The following is a 16,203-nucleotide window of genomic DNA, read 5'->3' on the forward strand; positions in this document are numbered from 1 at the left end:
TAACACACGCTACAAACAATTTGGGTATTAGGCTTAATTTAAATGGTTTTGTATTTGGAAGGTTTGGCAAATCCGAAAGATAACGCTGATTTAGCCCCAAACTGCTTGTAGCGCGGGAACGTTAGCGCACATGCAAGCTGACAGAATCTAAAGCAATAAAATATTTACAATTTACAATGAAGAGAATCATTCTAATTGCAATGACAATTATAACAAATCTGACTTTCGGACAAGAAACTGGTACATATCAAAATGACAGCATTTATAAAGTGAACAGCGTTAAAGCGAGATTATGGTATTCGGGTACAAATAAAAAATTGGGAATAACAACATTTTACGATAAAAAAGGAAGACTAATAAAGTACCAATTAGAACCTTTCATGAATGGTTCTCAACGAACAACACACTACTTATATGACTTAAGCGGACGACTAATAGCCATAGCCGACACAACAAAAAATGGTGTGCCTGATGAAAAACAAATTGAGAAATTGAAAAAAATGGGACTTGACCCAAATATGTTGATGAAGAGCGACAAAAATAGACCATCCGTTCAAGTAGCAAAATACGAATTAACTTATTCCAATGACCAATTAGTTAAAATAATTCAATACAATCCAGACGGCTCACTTTACATTGTGGACAATATCAAAAACAATGGAAAGACAAAAATACGTGACTGGTATAGAAATGGAAAACTTGCCGAACAAAGTACTACGGAGTATTTGACTGAATTTCACAAAGAGAGATTTTACGGTTGGGAAATCAGGAATGGGATAAAAAGTGAATGGGATTATAAATTCAAGTATGAATTTGACAATGGTTGTGTTAAAAGTTACACGAGATATGAAGCAGAAATGGAAAAGGAAACTGTCAAATACTTTTATAACAAAAAAGGACTTTTACTAAAGACCGAGGGATATACATCAGATTTTTTTGAATACATTTACTATTAAGTACTAACAAAGAGCATGAGCGCTAACAGCCACTACAACGAATTTGGGCATTTGGCTTAATGGAAAGATGGTTTTCTACTGGGATGATTTGGCAAATCCGAAAACAGGGCTTAATTTAGTCCCAAACCCGCTGTAGTGCTAGAACGTTAGCGGATACCTTGAAAAAAATGAGGAAACACAAGAAAATATATTATTCTGCAGGACTAATTAGCATAATAATGCTTCCCATTTTGTGCTTGATAACTTTAAAATATAATGATGCATATAAAATTTATTATTCTATAGATTGCCAAATTTGGGACGGAAGGGAAAAAACGGATTTCTTTAAAGATGCGGTACAATATTTAAATAAAAAAAAAATCACAACAGTTACTTTAACAGGTGACAATGTTTCAGATAAAATTAAAATAGAAAAAGCTCAAAGTGATATTAAAAAATTAGTTAGCTCAAAAGATTCGATAAGAGGTATTAAATTTCATTTTGGTCAAAAATCTGAATATTGGGCTTTTATTAACGTCCTTGACATAATGAAAATTGAGGGAGCAACTGCTTATTTCATTTATAAAAATGATATTTGGGTTACAAATCCAAAACCCATAAAAACAAGTAAATATTCAGGGCGAATTATTCGTTGTGAGACTGGGGCACTTGCACAACAAACTCAACAAAATGAACCGAAAATAACATGGCAAAAAACAAAAATATTTTGGCAAGAAATAATAGAAATTTGTAAAAAATACTATCCATCTGTCATTACTTATATTCTTATGGTATTTTTCACATTAAGAAGAATAATAAACGAAAAAAAAGGCATCCGCTAACACACGCTGCAAAGCAATTTGGGTATTTGGCTTAATTTGAAGATGGTTTTGTATTTGAAAAATAGTTTTTAACCGAAAAATCTCGCATCTTTATTCTCCAACCTCAACAAGCGCCAGAACGTTAGCAGATATAGTATGAAAAACGAAAATCAAAACATATTAGAATTAATTCCTAAAGATAAAGGAGATTATAAAACTGCACAAAATCTAAAAAAATATACTGTTGCGGAATTAAAATCAATCATACCAAAATTGTTGGAATGGATTCAAGATATGAATTGGCCGATTTCAGGTATAGTAGCTGAATATTTAGTCGATAATTTTCGTGAAATAGAAAACGAAATATATCCAATACTAAATACTAAAGATGATATTTGGAAATGGAATGTTATAAATATTTTCAAGAATTTAATTGAAGATGAAAAAAGCATTGCTATAATAAAAAGAATTGCTGAAAATCCAACAGAAATGGAAAAGTCTGAAGAATTGGATTTATTGTGCAAAGAAGTTGTTGAAAAACGAAAATGGTAAAAACTACATCTGCTAAAAGCTACTCAACGGATTTGGGCGATGGGCTTAATGGAAAGATGGTTTTGTAATTGGGATGATTTGGCAGATCATAAGAATGGGCTTAATTTAGTCCCAACCCAATTTTTAAGTAGTAGAACATTGGGCGACAGGTTGCAAAAATAATGACCTTATAAATACCAACAAATGAAGTACAAATTATATAAAAACATTTTCTTATTATTTACTTTGTCTTTCTTATTCACAAGTTGTTGTTATAATGGATTGTATTCAAAAAATGGTCATTGCAGAAAAAAAATACATGACTATAAACTTAAAAACACAAAAATAGATAACATCGATACTTTAGCTGTCTATAAAGAAAAAATAAATTTTGCTATAAATAGTATTACAAAAGAATATGTTTTCTTTGAAAAAAATGATGACAATAGTTATCCATATGTAAGCTACTTAAAATTTTATTCTAATAATAAAGTTGGAATATTTTCAATTGCCAAATCTGACACTTTGAAATTAACCAGAGAGTATTTTAACCCAAGCAAAGCTACAATGGGTTATTATTTTATAGAGGGAAACAAAATGAAAATAAAATTTTCAATAGTTTTTCAATGTAGTCATCAAATATTAAGGAAAAAAGCAACCATAAATAAAGACTCCATAACAACACTTCAATCGGGACATTCAGGAACAATTTATGTAAAACGTAATATCCCTATAGCATATTTAGAAAATTGGAAACCGGATTGGTAGCAATAAAAAAAAACGATCACCCAACAGCTACTCCAAGGATTTGAGCATTTGGTTTAATTGAAAGTTTCACAAAATCTTTTCTAAAAAAGGAATGACTATCTTTGCACCAAATTTACAAAATGAAAGCAACAGACAATTCTGAAAAAACCAATTTACATCCTCGAAATCTTCATCGTTCACGTTATGATTTCAAACTTCTTATTTCAAATTGTCCTGAATTAAAAGCACATGTTGCTATTAATCTGCATGGAATCGAAACTGTTGATTTCAGTAATCCTATTTCTGTAAAAGTTCTTAATAAAGCTTTATTGCAAACGTATTATGACATTCAAAATTGGGATATTCCCAGAAATTATCTTTGCCCTCCAATTCCTGGAAGAGCTGACTACATACATTATTTAGCTGACTTATTAGCGGAAACCAATAACGGAATAATTCCTTTGGGTTCAGAAGTTTTGGGTTTAGATGTTGGAACCGGTTCCAACTGTATTTATCCAATTTTAGGAAATGCAATATACGACTGGAGTTTTGTTGGAACTGATATCGATAAGAAAGCTATCGAAAACTGCAGTAAGATTATTGAAAGAAATCCAAAACTAATCGATTCAATAAGTTTACAATTACAAATAGAATCTCGTTTTATTTTCAAAAACATAATTACTCCTGAAGATCGTTTTACTTTCACAATGTGCAATCCTCCTTTTCATGCATCAGCTGAAGAAGCGAATAAAAGTACATCGAGAAAAGTTTCTAATTTAAATCCAAAGGAAAAGAAAAACACCAATCCTGTTTTAAACTTTGGAGGACAAGGCGACGAATTATGGTGCAACGGTGGTGAAATTGGTTTTGTAACTCAAATGATTTATGAAAGTGCCAAATATGCTATGCAATGCCAATGGTTTACTACTTTGGTTTCTAAAAGAGAAAATCTTGCCAGCATTTACAAAATATTAAACAAAGTAAATGCCGCTTCAATTAAAACTATCGATATGGCTCAAGGCCAAAAAACAAGCCGAATTGTAGCGTGGACTTTTTTAAGTGAAGCACAGCAAAAATCCTGGAAAATTCAAAACACTGATTTTCAGCCATAAAACTTGATATTTTTATTTGCTTTTGGTAGATTTGATGGTAAATCATTTAATATCAAAAACATGGCAGATTATATTGGTTACCTGGCTTCCGTTTTTATTGTGGGAGGTTTTTTACTGAAAGACCTTAGAACAATCCGATTTATTAATCTCTTTGGATGTATTTGTTTTGTCATTTATGGCATCTTTTTAAAAGATTATCGAGATGTTAGTCAATGGCTACTGCCGGTTATTATTCCTAATGCGATTTTAGCCGTTGTGCAGATTTATCATTTAACAGTTAGAGACAGTAAGAGATTGTAATTCTGATACATTAAAATAAAATTCTAATACTTTATCTGTATTATTCTCAGTACCTTTAAAGTAAATTGAATTTTATGAATACACCAAAAATATGCTTCAGAATTATCCTATTTTTATTACTTGCAAGTTGTGCTTCTTCTAAAAAAATAAAATTTGAAGATTACGTTTTTGAAACAAAAACAGAAAAACAAGCTTACATAACTTCCTACGATAAAGCTTTAAAACTTTGGGAAATTCCGTATACAGAAGAAAATATTAAAACCTCCTTTGGAACTGCCCATATTATTATGGCCGGTCCAAAAAATGGAAAAGATCTTGTTTTACTTCACGGAATGGATGCCAGTTCTACAATGTGGTATCCAAACATTAAGGCCTTGGCCAAAAATCATCGTATTTACGCCATAGACTTTTTGATGGAACCGGGAAAATCTAATTTAACAGCAAAACCACTTTCGCGTGAGGAAATGGTAATTTGGTACAATGAAATCTTCCAACATTATAAATTAAAAAAATTTGACATTGTCGGGGCATCCCGAGGAGGCTGGATTGCAACTTTACTGGCAACTCAAAAAGAAAACAATATTGATAAAATAGTATTATTAAGTCCGGCGCAAACCTTTAAATTTATCGATAAGGTCGGAAAAACAAGTAATGCCTTAATGCTGAAACTTTTCCCTAGTGAAAAGAAATTCACTAAAACCTTAACAACATTTTCAACACATTCAGAAAAAATTAGCCCAATTTATAAAAGACAATTTTATCTGGCCAACAAATATGCAAAATCAAATTCAAGCATGCTGAAAATGATGCCTTTTTCCGATAACGAACTGCAATCTATTACAAATCCTGTTTTGGTTTTAATTGGAGATCACGACGTCATCAATTCTGATGAAAGCTTAGAAAGAGCACAGAAATATTTAATCAAAAGTAAAACTAAAAAAATAACCGATGCAGGTCATTTTTTAAGTATTGATCAGTCTAAAATCGTGAACAATGCAATGGTTGATTTCTTAGATTAATTAATAAAATTTTATGCAAATGGCAACGAACTATTTTATCTTTTAAATCGAATTCAATCTTTGTATCTTTACAAAACTAAACTTTTCATCAGTCAAAAATGAATTTCCAGGTATCCTCAGAATATAGTCCGAAAGGTGATCAGCCACAAGCAATTGAAAAACTAGCACAAGGTGTTCGGGATGGCGAAAAATATCAAACTTTATTAGGAGTTACAGGATCCGGAAAAACATTTACAGTTGCTAATGTTATTGAGGAAGTTCAAAGACCTACTTTGGTCTTAGCTCATAATAAAACTTTGGCAGCACAATTGTACTCTGAATTCAAACAGTTTTTTCCGAATAATGCGGTTGAGTATTTTGTTTCTTACTACGATTACTATCAGCCTGAAGCTTTTATGCCTGTAACGGGTGTTTTCATCGAAAAAGATTTATCTATCAACGAAGAGCTTGAAAAGATGCGTTTGAGCACGACTTCTTCCCTGCTTTCAGGTCGACGAGATATTTTAGTTGTAGCTTCAGTTTCTTGTTTATATGGTATTGGAAATCCAGTGGAATTTAAGAAAAACGTAATTGAAATATATAGAGATCAAGTTATTTCGCGAACTAAGTTATTGCATAGTTTAGTACAAAGTTTGTACGCCAGAACGGAGGCTGATTTTAATCCTGGAACTTTTAGAATTAAAGGCGATACGGTAGAAGTATATCCAAGTTATGCCGATGATGCTTTTAGAATTCACTTTTTTGGAGATGAAATTGAAGAAATAGAATCTTTCGATGCCAAGACTTCGCATGTCATTGAAAAATTCAAAAGACTGACCATTTATCCTGCCAACATGTTTGTAACTTCTCCTGAAGTACTGCAAGGTGCTATTTGGGAAATCCAACAGGATTTGGTTAAGCAAGTTGATTACTTTAAAGAAATAGGAAAACATCTGGAAGCAAAACGTTTGGAAGAGCGTACTAATTTTGATTTAGAAATGATTCGCGAATTAGGTTACTGCTCCGGAATTGAAAATTATTCGCGTTATCTTGACGGACGACAAGCCGGCACAAGACCTTTCTGTTTATTAGATTATTTTCCAGACGATTTTTTAATGGTTGTGGATGAAAGTCACGTAACCGTTTCACAAGTTCACGCTATGTACGGAGGTGATCGCAGCCGTAAAGAAAATCTGGTTGAATACGGTTTCCGTTTACCGGCAGCCATGGACAATAGACCTTTAAAGTTTGAAGAGTTTGAGGCTTTACAAAATCAGGTTATTTACGTATCTGCAACTCCGGCCGATTATGAATTGCAAAAATCAGACGGTATTTATGTGGAACAAATTATTCGCCCAACAGGATTATTAGATCCCGTTATTGAAGTAAGACCGAGTTTAAATCAGATTGATGATTTAATTGAAGAAATTCAGGTTCGTTGTGAACTAGATGAAAGAGTTTTAGTAACGACTTTAACCAAAAGAATGGCCGAAGAACTGGCTAAATATTTAACCAAAGTAAATATTCGTTGCCGTTATATTCACTCCGAGGTTGATACATTAGAACGTATAGAAATTATGCAGGATTTGCGTAAAGGTATTTTTGATGTTTTAATTGGGGTAAACTTACTTCGTGAAGGTTTGGATTTACCGGAAGTTTCGCTAGTGGCTATTTTAGATGCTGATAAAGAAGGTTTTTTACGTAATCACAAATCGTTAACCCAAACTATTGGTCGTGCTGCAAGGAATCTTAATGGAAAAGCAATTTTATACGCTGATAAAATGACAGGCAGCATGCAGAAAACGATTGATGAGACCAATTATCGCAGAACGAAACAGATCAATTTCAACGTCGAAAACAATATTACCCCTCAAGCTTTAAACAAGAAAATCGACAGTGCATTTACCAAAAATCCGTTGGTGGAATATGAGTTAGGTCACACTTTATCAATTGCTGCAGAACCGGAAACAGCGTATTTATCTAAAGGGGAATTGGAAAAAATGATTCGTGAGAAACGAAAATCAATGGAAAAAGCTGCCAAAGAATTGGACTTTTTACAAGCGGCAAAATTACGTGATGATATTAAAAAACTACAGGAACAATTATCTTAATTATGTTGTTCCTGAAAAACTCTCAATAAAAGCTTAGGGTCAATCATAGCATTAGGTGCTTTTTTCATCAAATCTAAAACACGTTTTACCGCACCGGGATTCAATCCCATTTCAATGGCAATTTGTTGTATTCCTTTTGCTTCTTTTTCATGCAAAATTCCATCGCAATGCATAATCAAAGCCAGTCTGTAAAACTGCTGAATGCGCTGAAATTCTGATTTTATAATTTGTTTTGTATGATCCTGATGAAACAAATCATTAAAAACATCAAAATCAATATTTAATTCCTGTGCGACAAGCCACAAAAAATCATACTCTCTTTTGTGCAATTTTCCATCAACGGTAGAAAAAGTTATCATTTCTAAAAGTAAACTTCTCTTTTCTGCTTCTGTATTCATCAATTTATTATTTTTAGCTAAAATATTGCTGTCAAATTTAAACACAAAAATGCTAATGATTCGAGGATTATTCTTTTTTATTTTTCTGTGGATGATCTCTGTAGGAAATGCGCAGAGCACCGCTTCAAAAAATGTATCGACTTTTACGATAGAAGCTCCTCAACTCAAAACCACCAGGAAAATCTGGGTTTATTTACCAGAAGGATATTCGGCTTCAGCCAAGAAAAAATACAGCGTCATTTATATGCACGATGCTCAAAATTTATTTGACGCCAAAACCTCTTATGTTGGTGAATGGAATGTTGATGAAAAACTGGACAGTCTAAAAGCTCCTGTTATTGTCATAGGAATTGAACACGGAAATGACAAAAGAATTGATGAATTGACGCCTTTTAAAAATGAAAAATATGGCGGTGGAAATGCAGACAATTACCTTGATTTTATTGTAAAAACATTAAAACCCTATATCGACACAAATTATAGAACCAAAACAAAAGCCAAAAACACAACCATAATGGGGAGCTCACTTGGAGGTTTGGTTTCTTACTACGCCATTCTGAAATATCCGGAAGTTTTTGGAAATGCAGGCGTTTTTTCGCCTTCTTTTTGGTTTTCAAATGATATTTATACTTATACCGAACAAGCTCCAAAAAACAAAACCCGAATCTACTTTTTATGTGGAGACAAAGAAAGTGAAGATATGGTTGCAGAAATGAAAAAAATGGAAACACTTTTAGATCGTAATCGCTGTTATTGTCTGCATCTGACGAAATCGAAGGTTGTAAAAGGCGGTGAACATAATGAAAAACTCTGGCGCGATAATTTTGTAAACGCAGTTCTTTGGCTTGGCTATTAGAATAAAATTAAAACATCATTCAATCATGAAACTAATCTTAAGAGAGTATAATTTAAAACTCAAACATACTTTTACCATATCAAGAGAATCAATTGATTTTCAGCCTTCACTGATTGTAGAATTACAAAGTGACGGATTATCGGGTTTTGGTGAAGCTACTTCAAATCCGTACTACAAAACTACTGTTCCGATGATGATAGAAGATTTGGAAAGATTCAGAAGTACTATTGAAGCTTCTGAAAATGAAACTCCTGACGTTTTTTGGGGAAAAATTTACCCGTTTTTAAAACACGATATGTTTGCTTTGTGCGCTCTGGATTTGGCTTATAACGATTTGTATGCACGTAAAAAAGGCAAAAAATTATACGAATTATGGAATTATACCACGGAAAGAAATCCGCTTACTGATTACACCATCGGAATTGCTTCCATTGAAAAAATGGTTTCAAAAATGCAGGAACTGCCGTGGCCGATCTATAAAATTAAATTAGGAACCAAAGAAGACATTGCGATCGTAAAAGAACTTCGCAAACACACTGATGCTATTTTTAGAATTGATGCCAATTGTGGTTGGGGCGTTGAAGAAACGATCAATAATGCAGTTGAACTAAAGAAACTAGGCGTTGAATTTCTGGAGCAGCCTATGAAAGCCGATAATTGGGAAGCTCATAAAGAAGTTTTCAAACATTCTGTTTTACCTATAATTGCAGATGAAAGCTGTATTATTGAAGAAGATGTTTCCAGATGCCACAATCATTTTCATGGTGTAAACGTGAAATTAGTAAAATGCGGTGGATTAACTCCTGGAAAACGTATGATTGAGGAAGCCAAAAAATTAGGTTTAAAAACAATGGTTGGTTGTATGACTGAATCTACTGTGGGGATTTCCGCCATTGCACATTTATTACCACAATTGGATTATGTTGATATGGACGGCGCTTTACTTTTAGCCGAAGATATTGCGACTGGTGTAACTATAAAAAATGGTGTTATCTCCTATTCTGAACTTAACGGAACTGGCGTAACTTTACTGTAATCAAAATGAATGTCAATCAATTTCCAGATCGAATTATCGAAATCGACCAAGAACAGTATTTGTATTTTGGCGGAACGGCTTATTTGGGTTTATCAACAAACAAAGCTTTTCAGGAATTGATTGTAAAAAATATTCTGAAATGGGGAACTACATACGGAAGCTCCAGAAACGCAAATGTAAAAGTTACAGCATATGAAAACGGCGAAACTTTTTTAGCCCATTATATTAAAGCAGAAGCCGTAGTCACAGTTTCTTCTGGAATGTTGGCAGGAAAACTGGTAATTGAGGAGTTGAAAAAGCAAACTGATACCTTTTTTCATTTTGAAGATGTTCACACAGCGATTCAGGCAGATAATAGTTTACCCATTTTTATTGATGGCAAAATAAATCCCAGATTATTGGATAATAAACAAGAAAAAATTACAATCCTGAGCGATGCAGTTCCTTCTTTTGAAACCAATGCTATTGATTTTAATGTTTTGAAAGAAATTCTAAAGAACAAAGAAATTACATTGCTAATTGATGAATCTCATTCTCTCGGAATTTTAGGCAAAAATGGCTGCGGAATTTATTCTGATATTAATCATCCTATAAAAAGAAAAATCATGGTTTCTTCATTAGGAAAAGCTTTTGGCTTAACGGGAGGCGTAATTGCAAGTGATGCCTCTTTTATCAATCAAATAACAAAATCAGAAATCTTCAGTTCTGCCGCCGGAATGAATCCCGCGTTTGTACAAACTTTGGCCGATGCTGCTGAATTATATCCAAAACAACATCACAAATTAGTTGAAAATCTTGCTTATATTGACCAAAAACTTATCAAACATGATTCTATCAACTTTGACAAAAGCTATCCTTTAATTTATTTGAAAGATAAAAATATCATCGATATATTAAAGAAAAACAAAATCATTATAGCCAGTTTTAAATACAAGCAAAACGCAGATAATCTAAATAGAATTGTAGTCACAGCCAATCATCTGCCGGAAGATTTAGATAAATTAACAACTGTTTTAAATGATTATAATTCTAAATCTAAATTGCGATCTAATTGCTTTTAAAACGTACCTTTGTAAAAAATTAAACGATGACGAACAACGATATCCTAAAAAAACTGCGCGTGGCTTTGATGCTCCGTGATGATCAAATAGTTGAGATTTTAGAATTAGTAGATTTTAGAATTTCAAAATCAGAATTAGGAGCTTTTTTCAGAGCCGAAGATCATGAAAATTATATGGAATGCGGTGATCAGGTTTTGCGTAACTTCCTAAACGGATTAGTAATTCATTTAAGAGGAACGAAAGAAAATCCTAAAAACCCTAATGATGTTTTAGCGAAACATAAAGCAGAAATCCCAAAGAAAGACAGCACTAAAGAAAGACCTGAATTTAAAGCAAGTCCAAAAGATGCTGAAAGAGGAAGAGGCGATAAAGCACCTTCTAAAACGGGTCCGGCAGCTAAAAAACCTTTCAAGAAAAAACCGGCTACACCTAAAATTCAGGTTGTAGAAAAGGTTGTGTACAAAAACGGTAAGAATAAGAAATAATTAATAGCTCGAAAGTTTAACCGCAAAAGGCGCTAAGATTTACGCAAAGTTCGCAAGGCTATATTGATAAAGCTTTGCGAACTTTTGCGTTTAAAAAAGATTATAATTACATATCTAATTTCAATATAGCCCGCGGTTTCAACCACGGGAACGCACAGAATATTATATGATATAACATTGTGTTCCTGCGGTTGAAATCGCAGGCTATATTCTAAAAAAAAATCGCAAGGCTATCGATAAAGCTTTGCGAACTTTGCGTTGATATAAAATCCTATAAGTAAAAAACATTGCGAACTTTGCGGTTAAACTAAACTCCTAAATTTTATTTTCTTCTATTTTTTCAAAGAAATAATTTTTAAAAGTAGCTCCAATTGGCAGTTCTTTTTCATTTATAAAAACAGAAAAATTATCTGTTGATTCAATATGCTTCAAAGAAATAACATACGATTTATGTATTTGAATAAAATCTGCTGAAGGCAGTGATTCAACAACATTTTTTAAGGATGAATGAGTTATAATCTGCTGTTTTAAAGTATGAATACAAACGTAATTCTGAAGGCTTTCGATATATAGTATTTCATCTAAAACCAACTTCTGAAATTTATTTTTACCATCTGTTTTAACGAATATAAAATCAGACGAATTTCTATTGGATGAAACCTCTATTTTTGGTTCTGTATTCAATTTAGAAACTGCCTGATAAAAACGTTCAAACGAAATGGGTTTTAATAAATAATCAACCGCATTTAACTCAAATCCCTCCAAAGCAAAATCCGGATATGCTGTTGTAAAGATAACTTTTATATCTTTTGAAATAATTTTTGAAATCTGCAAACCTGTTAATTGCGGCATCTGGATATCTAAAAAAATAACATCAACAGCTTGTGTGTTTAAAAATTCCAATGCTTTTAAGGAATCATTAAAAACACCCACTTTTTCTAAAAAAGAAACTTTCCCGATATAGTTTTCTAAAATTCGCGTTGCTGGCGGTTCATCATCAACAATGATACATTTAAACTTCATATTATTTATTTAGTGGTATTCGTAAGTAGGTTTTAAAGGTATTGTTTTCTGCTGTTTTTTCAAGAATATATCGGCCTTTATAGGTATATTCTAAACGCTTTGTCAAATTTTCATAGCCAATTCCGGTTGACGAATAATTCTCTCCATGGGCGATAAAATTGAAAGTTGTTATTTCTAAAAAATCCTCTTCCTTATTTATCCTAATAATTGCCTTTTCTTCCGGATTATTCAATTTTCCGTGTTTAAAAACATTTTCAATAAAATGAATTAAAACCGATGATAGCATTTTCTCAGCACCATAATTCCCCTCGATTACAAAATCTAAATACAGCTGATCTTCAAACCTTTTTTTCTGTAAATAGATATAGTTTTGAATGAACTGAATTTCTTTTGAAAGTATTGCTTCATCTTTATCTGTTTCGGTAATCACATAACGAAGCAAATCTGATAGTACCAAAACGTCGGCGGCCATTTCATCTTCTTTTACGATCAACTGACTGTAAAAAGAATTTAAAGTATTGAATAAAAAATGCGGGCTAACCTGCGCTTTCAGCATTTGAAATTCGGCTTTTTTGTTCTCCAAAAGTAATTGTTGATTCTGTTTGAATGTTTCCTGAAATTGCCAGAATAAATAACTTATAACACTTAAAGTAATAGCAGGTAATCCGAAGAAAAAATTATCTCGAATGTAATATTCTACTTCACGGGTTTTTTCAGCATAATTATGAATTCCGGTAATTTTGAAAATAATAATTTCCTGTAAAAAATACCGAACTCCGGCAAATACAAATAATGAAATTGGAATACTTAATAAGAAAAACACAAGTCTCTTATTGTTTAAAAACCAAGCGCAAAAAGTATAAAAATTCAAAAGATAAACAACAAAAACAGAGAGTACAAAACTCGTACTAAACATAAAATACCGACTGCTAAAAACAAATTTGAGGTCTTTATTATTAACCCCAATATCCCATAAATAAAAGGTAAGTGATAAGGCTAGAAAAAGAAGAATGTGATAGTAGAAAGGAATTTTCAGCTTCATAATTATATCGTTGTTATTTCAAAAATACAACTATGACTTTACATGAAAGCTTTATTTATATAAAACAGTTGTTTTAAGTGATGAAGTATCAAAAATGATACATGAAATTTTTCAATCAGGAATTTTGAGTATTTATAATAGGGAATTTGCTGTTTGTCAAAAATCGAAAAAGCACTTCAATTCATCCGATACATTTGCAATGAATTTAAAACAAAAAATCATCATGCAAAAAATTATCCTATTATTAGTACTAATTACATTTAATCTTACATCTAGTCAAACCAAAAAGAAACAAATATTATTATTTGGGAGTTTCCACTTTGAAAATCCAGGACTTGACGTTGCCAAAGTAAATACGTTTGATGTTATGACAGACAAAAGCCAGAAAGAACTTGAAAACATTACCAATAAAATTAAAAAGTTTGGCCCAGATAAAATTTTTGTTGAATGGAATTATCAAAAACAAGCCAAATTAGATACGTTTTTTGCTAAAAACACTGATAGTTTGCTTAAGAATGATTCAGACGAAAGAGTACAGGTAGCTTTAAGATCGGCGAAAAAATTGGGTCATAAAAAGTTATATGCAATTGATTACAACCAAACTGATTTTCCATATGATAGCTTGGTAAAAGAAATGAAAAAGGCTAATCAGTTTGATTTAATCAAGAAAAATGAAGAAATCATGAAAAATTACGAAACAGATTTCAACACAAAAATCACAAAGTATACTTTGACCCAATTACTTTTAGACGTTAACAAGCCAGATCTTAGCTGGTATCTTCAAACTGCAATCAAAGGCGGTAAAACAGACAATTTTGTGGGCGCTTTTTTAGTTTCGGAATGGTACAGAAGAAATCTTTATATGTATGCTTTAATACTGAAACTTACAGAAAGTAAAGACGATAAAATAATGGTTTTATTAGGTGCTGGCCATACTGAAATGATTAGAGAATTCGTCGTGCATAATCCTGAATACGAAATTGTAGAATTGTCTACTGTTTTGAAATAGAAGAATTTAACTGCACATCAGTGCATCTACTTCTTATTTTTAAAAAGATAATAAATAATAAAGACCACATTCAATGCTAAACCAAAATAAATTATAAAGTATTGCTCTTTCGAAATACAGGGAGGGCAGTCATTTATATCTTGGCAAGGTTCACAGAAAGGCCTAAAATACCAATATAAAAATGATAAAAATAAATCAATGAGTAATAATTTGAAAAAACAATTTCTAATTATTTTATTTATTTGGCTGATTTGTACTGATTTCATATCTAAATTCTTTACTGTTAAAAACTAAAAAAATCCCTCCAATTTCTCGGAGGGATTTCTATATATTTGATTTCTTATTTAATTAAGAAAGTGCAGCTTTAACTTGATCAGCAGCTTCTTGAAATTGAACAGCTGATAAAATTGGCATACCAGAATTGTCAATTAATTCTTTTGCAATTTCAGCATTTGTTCCTTGCAAACGAACGATAATTGGCACTTTAATAGCATCACCCATATTTTTGTAAGCATCAACAACTCCTTGCGCTACACGGTCACAACGAACGATTCCACCAAAAATATTGATCAAAATTGCTTTTACGTTAGGATCTTTTAAGATAATACGGAAAGCAGTTTCAACACGTTTTGCATCAGCAGTTCCACCAACGTCTAAGAAGTTAGCAGGCTCAAAACCAGCATATTTAATTAAATCCATAGTTGCCATTGCAAGACCAGCTCCGTTTACCATACATCCTACAGTACCGTCAAGATCTACATAGTTCAAACCTACTTCTTTAGCTTCAACTTCGATTGGATTCTCCTCACGGATATCTCTCATTTCAGCATATTTTGGTTGTCTGTATAAAGCATTATCATCGATATTTACTTTAGCATCAACAGCCATAATTTTGTTATCAGATGTTTTCAAAACCGGGTTGATTTCAAACATAGAAGCATCAGAACCAATGTAAGCATTGTATAATGAATCGATGAATTTAACCATTTCTTTGAAAGCATTTCCAGAAAGACCTAAGTTAAAGGCAATTCTTCTAGCTTGAAAACCTTGCAATCCAACAGTTGGATCAACTTCTTCAGTAAAGATTAAGTGTGGCGTGTGCTCAGCAACTTCTTCAATATCCATTCCACCTTCAGTAGAATACATAATCATGTTGCGTCCTGTAGCTCTATTCAATAAAACAGAAACATAAAATTCAGAAGTTTCACTTTCACCTGGATAGTAAACATCTTCAGCAACTAAAACTTTGTTTACTTTTTTACCTTCAGCAGAAGTTTGAGGTGTGATCAATTGCATTCCGATAATTTGTCCTGCAATTTCTTCAACTTGTTGAAGATTTTTAGCCAACTTAACTCCACCACCTTTTCCACGTCCACCTGCGTGAATTTGTGCTTTTATTACGTGCCATCCTGTACCAGTTTCGGCAGTTAATTGTTTTGCAGCAGCCACAGCTTCAACCGCATTATTAGCCACAATTCCGCGTTGAATGCGTACTCCGTAGCTAGCTAAAATTTCTTTTCCTTGATATTCGTGTATGTTCATAATATAGAATTTGTCTGGTTCTGAATTTATTTCAGAATAAAAGTGCGACAAAAGTAGCAAAATTCAACTTAATAGTAAAATCTTTTTCAATTAAAAATGAGTCTATTTGAGATTCCTATATATTTATTTTCGAAAGCAAATAAATAGTTAAACAATTGCTTTGTTAATGTTAACAGAAAATCACTATATCGTTTGA

Annotated in this window: 17 protein-coding genes; 13 read left to right on the forward strand and 4 right to left on the reverse strand. The window is 32.3% G+C overall.

Annotation, left to right across the window (positions count from 1 at the left end):
* The first annotated feature begins 176 nt into the window (after positions 1-176).
* From IRZ99_RS13010 to uvrB, 8 genes are all read left to right on the forward strand, one after another.
* Positions 177-956, forward strand: coding sequence for a hypothetical protein (locus tag IRZ99_RS13010; RefSeq protein WP_194657675.1), 780 nt, complete (start codon positions 177-179; stop codon positions 954-956).
* Positions 957-1,123: 167 nt separating this feature from the next.
* Complete coding sequence (locus tag IRZ99_RS13015) at positions 1,124-1,777, forward strand: hypothetical protein (protein ID WP_194657676.1); 654 nt, start codon at positions 1,124-1,126, stop codon at positions 1,775-1,777.
* A 135-nt stretch (positions 1,778-1,912) separates the two neighbouring features.
* Positions 1,913-2,308, forward strand: coding sequence for a DUF5071 domain-containing protein (locus IRZ99_RS13020; RefSeq protein ID WP_194657677.1), 396 nt, complete (start codon positions 1,913-1,915; stop codon positions 2,306-2,308).
* 183 nt (positions 2,309-2,491) lie between these two features.
* Positions 2,492-3,055 carry a hypothetical protein gene (locus tag IRZ99_RS13025; RefSeq protein ID WP_194657678.1) on the forward strand — a complete coding sequence of 188 codons (564 nt, stop codon included), beginning with the start codon at positions 2,492-2,494 and terminating at the stop codon, positions 3,053-3,055.
* Between the two features lie 119 nt (positions 3,056-3,174).
* Positions 3,175-4,146 carry a 23S rRNA (adenine(1618)-N(6))-methyltransferase RlmF gene (gene rlmF / locus IRZ99_RS13030; RefSeq protein ID WP_194657679.1) on the forward strand — a complete coding sequence of 324 codons (972 nt, stop codon included), beginning with the start codon at positions 3,175-3,177 and terminating at the stop codon, positions 4,144-4,146.
* A gap of 60 nt (positions 4,147-4,206) precedes the next feature.
* Positions 4,207-4,446, forward strand: a complete 240-nt coding sequence (locus IRZ99_RS13035) for a uroporphyrinogen decarboxylase (protein WP_194657680.1) — start codon at positions 4,207-4,209, stop codon at positions 4,444-4,446.
* A gap of 74 nt (positions 4,447-4,520) precedes the next feature.
* Positions 4,521-5,465, forward strand: a complete 945-nt coding sequence (locus IRZ99_RS13040; RefSeq protein WP_194657681.1) for an alpha/beta fold hydrolase — start codon at positions 4,521-4,523, stop codon at positions 5,463-5,465.
* A 98-nt stretch (positions 5,466-5,563) separates the two neighbouring features.
* Positions 5,564-7,555, forward strand: a complete 1,992-nt coding sequence (gene uvrB, locus IRZ99_RS13045) for an excinuclease ABC subunit UvrB (RefSeq protein ID WP_194657682.1) — start codon at positions 5,564-5,566, stop codon at positions 7,553-7,555.
* Here the strand turns inward: uvrB and IRZ99_RS13050 are convergent.
* Positions 7,552-7,953 carry an excinuclease ABC subunit B gene (locus IRZ99_RS13050; protein ID WP_194657683.1) on the reverse strand — a complete coding sequence of 134 codons (402 nt, stop codon included), beginning with the start codon at positions 7,951-7,953 and terminating at the stop codon, positions 7,552-7,554. The genes uvrB and IRZ99_RS13050 overlap by 4 nt on opposite strands.
* A gap of 55 nt (positions 7,954-8,008) precedes the next feature.
* On the opposite strand from IRZ99_RS13050, the gene IRZ99_RS13055 reads away from it, so the two are divergent.
* The 4 genes from IRZ99_RS13055 to IRZ99_RS13070 are packed head-to-tail and all read left to right on the forward strand — an operon-like array spanning position 8,009 to position 11,391.
* Positions 8,009-8,809 carry an alpha/beta hydrolase gene (locus IRZ99_RS13055; RefSeq protein ID WP_194657684.1) on the forward strand — a complete coding sequence of 267 codons (801 nt, stop codon included), beginning with the start codon at positions 8,009-8,011 and terminating at the stop codon, positions 8,807-8,809.
* A gap of 25 nt (positions 8,810-8,834) precedes the next feature.
* Complete coding sequence (locus IRZ99_RS13060) at positions 8,835-9,845, forward strand: dipeptide epimerase (RefSeq protein ID WP_194657685.1); 1,011 nt, start codon at positions 8,835-8,837, stop codon at positions 9,843-9,845.
* A 5-nt stretch (positions 9,846-9,850) separates the two neighbouring features.
* Positions 9,851-10,906 carry an aminotransferase class I/II-fold pyridoxal phosphate-dependent enzyme gene (locus tag IRZ99_RS13065; RefSeq protein ID WP_194657686.1) on the forward strand — a complete coding sequence of 352 codons (1,056 nt, stop codon included), beginning with the start codon at positions 9,851-9,853 and terminating at the stop codon, positions 10,904-10,906.
* Positions 10,907-10,932: 26 nt separating this feature from the next.
* The gene (locus tag IRZ99_RS13070) at positions 10,933-11,391 is read left to right on the forward strand and encodes a DUF1456 family protein (RefSeq protein WP_194657687.1); all 459 of its coding nucleotides are present in this window, start codon (positions 10,933-10,935) and stop codon (positions 11,389-11,391) included.
* 315 nt (positions 11,392-11,706) lie between these two features.
* Here the strand turns inward: IRZ99_RS13070 and IRZ99_RS13075 are convergent, their stop codons facing one another.
* Both IRZ99_RS13075 and IRZ99_RS21265 read right to left on the reverse strand, forming a co-directional pair.
* On the reverse strand, positions 11,707-12,414 hold the full coding sequence (locus IRZ99_RS13075) for a LytTR family DNA-binding domain-containing protein (protein ID WP_194657688.1): 708 nt from the start codon (positions 12,412-12,414) through the stop codon (positions 11,707-11,709).
* Position 12,415: 1 nt separating this feature from the next.
* Positions 12,416-13,237 carry a sensor histidine kinase gene (locus IRZ99_RS21265; RefSeq protein ID WP_370527664.1) on the reverse strand — a complete coding sequence of 274 codons (822 nt, stop codon included), beginning with the start codon at positions 13,235-13,237 and terminating at the stop codon, positions 12,416-12,418.
* A 313-nt stretch (positions 13,238-13,550) separates the two neighbouring features.
* Here IRZ99_RS21265 and IRZ99_RS13085 point away from each other — a divergent pair, with 313 nt between their 5' ends.
* Positions 13,551-14,465 (forward strand): DUF5694 domain-containing protein, encoded by a 915-nt coding sequence (locus IRZ99_RS13085; RefSeq protein WP_228519083.1) that lies wholly within the window; start codon positions 13,551-13,553, stop codon positions 14,463-14,465.
* A gap of 348 nt (positions 14,466-14,813) precedes the next feature.
* Here the strand turns inward: IRZ99_RS13085 and sucC are convergent, their stop codons facing one another.
* Entirely contained in the window at positions 14,814-16,007 is a 1,194-nt protein-coding gene (gene sucC / locus IRZ99_RS13090; protein ID WP_026986007.1) for an ADP-forming succinate--CoA ligase subunit beta, read from the reverse strand.
* Positions 16,008-16,203: the final 196 nt, after the last annotated feature.

The organism is Flavobacterium sp. LC2016-12 (genome assembly GCF_015351595.1).
Taxonomy (GTDB): Bacteria; Bacteroidota; Bacteroidia; order Flavobacteriales; family Flavobacteriaceae; genus Flavobacterium.

Excerpts from the sequence above, each read along its gene's own strand:
- rlmF (WP_194657679.1), top strand. The coding sequence starts at position 3,175 with ATGAAAGCAACAGACAATTCTGAAAAAACCAATTTACATCCTCGAAAT.
- IRZ99_RS13020 (WP_194657677.1), top strand. The coding sequence starts at position 1,913 with ATGAAAAACGAAAATCAAAACATATTAGAATTAATTCCTAAAGATAAA.
- sucC (WP_026986007.1), bottom strand. The coding sequence starts at position 16,007 with ATGAACATACACGAATATCAAGGAAAAGAAATTTTAGCTAGCTACGGA.
- IRZ99_RS13070 (WP_194657687.1), top strand. The coding sequence starts at position 10,933 with ATGACGAACAACGATATCCTAAAAAAACTGCGCGTGGCTTTGATGCTC.
- IRZ99_RS13065 (WP_194657686.1), top strand. The coding sequence starts at position 9,851 with ATGAATGTCAATCAATTTCCAGATCGAATTATCGAAATCGACCAAGAA.
- IRZ99_RS13055 (WP_194657684.1), top strand. The coding sequence starts at position 8,009 with ATGATTCGAGGATTATTCTTTTTTATTTTTCTGTGGATGATCTCTGTA.
- IRZ99_RS13015 (WP_194657676.1), top strand. The coding sequence starts at position 1,124 with ATGAGGAAACACAAGAAAATATATTATTCTGCAGGACTAATTAGCATA.
- IRZ99_RS13075 (WP_194657688.1), bottom strand. The coding sequence starts at position 12,414 with ATGAAGTTTAAATGTATCATTGTTGATGATGAACCGCCAGCAACGCGA.
- IRZ99_RS13035 (WP_194657680.1), top strand. The coding sequence starts at position 4,207 with ATGGCAGATTATATTGGTTACCTGGCTTCCGTTTTTATTGTGGGAGGT.
- IRZ99_RS13050 (WP_194657683.1), bottom strand. The coding sequence starts at position 7,953 with ATGAATACAGAAGCAGAAAAGAGAAGTTTACTTTTAGAAATGATAACT.
- IRZ99_RS13060 (WP_194657685.1), top strand. The coding sequence starts at position 8,835 with ATGAAACTAATCTTAAGAGAGTATAATTTAAAACTCAAACATACTTTT.
- IRZ99_RS13010 (WP_194657675.1), top strand. The coding sequence starts at position 177 with ATGAAGAGAATCATTCTAATTGCAATGACAATTATAACAAATCTGACT.
- IRZ99_RS13085 (WP_228519083.1), top strand. The coding sequence starts at position 13,551 with ATGATACATGAAATTTTTCAATCAGGAATTTTGAGTATTTATAATAGG.
- IRZ99_RS13040 (WP_194657681.1), top strand. The coding sequence starts at position 4,521 with ATGAATACACCAAAAATATGCTTCAGAATTATCCTATTTTTATTACTT.
- IRZ99_RS13025 (WP_194657678.1), top strand. The coding sequence starts at position 2,492 with ATGAAGTACAAATTATATAAAAACATTTTCTTATTATTTACTTTGTCT.
- uvrB (WP_194657682.1), top strand. The coding sequence starts at position 5,564 with ATGAATTTCCAGGTATCCTCAGAATATAGTCCGAAAGGTGATCAGCCA.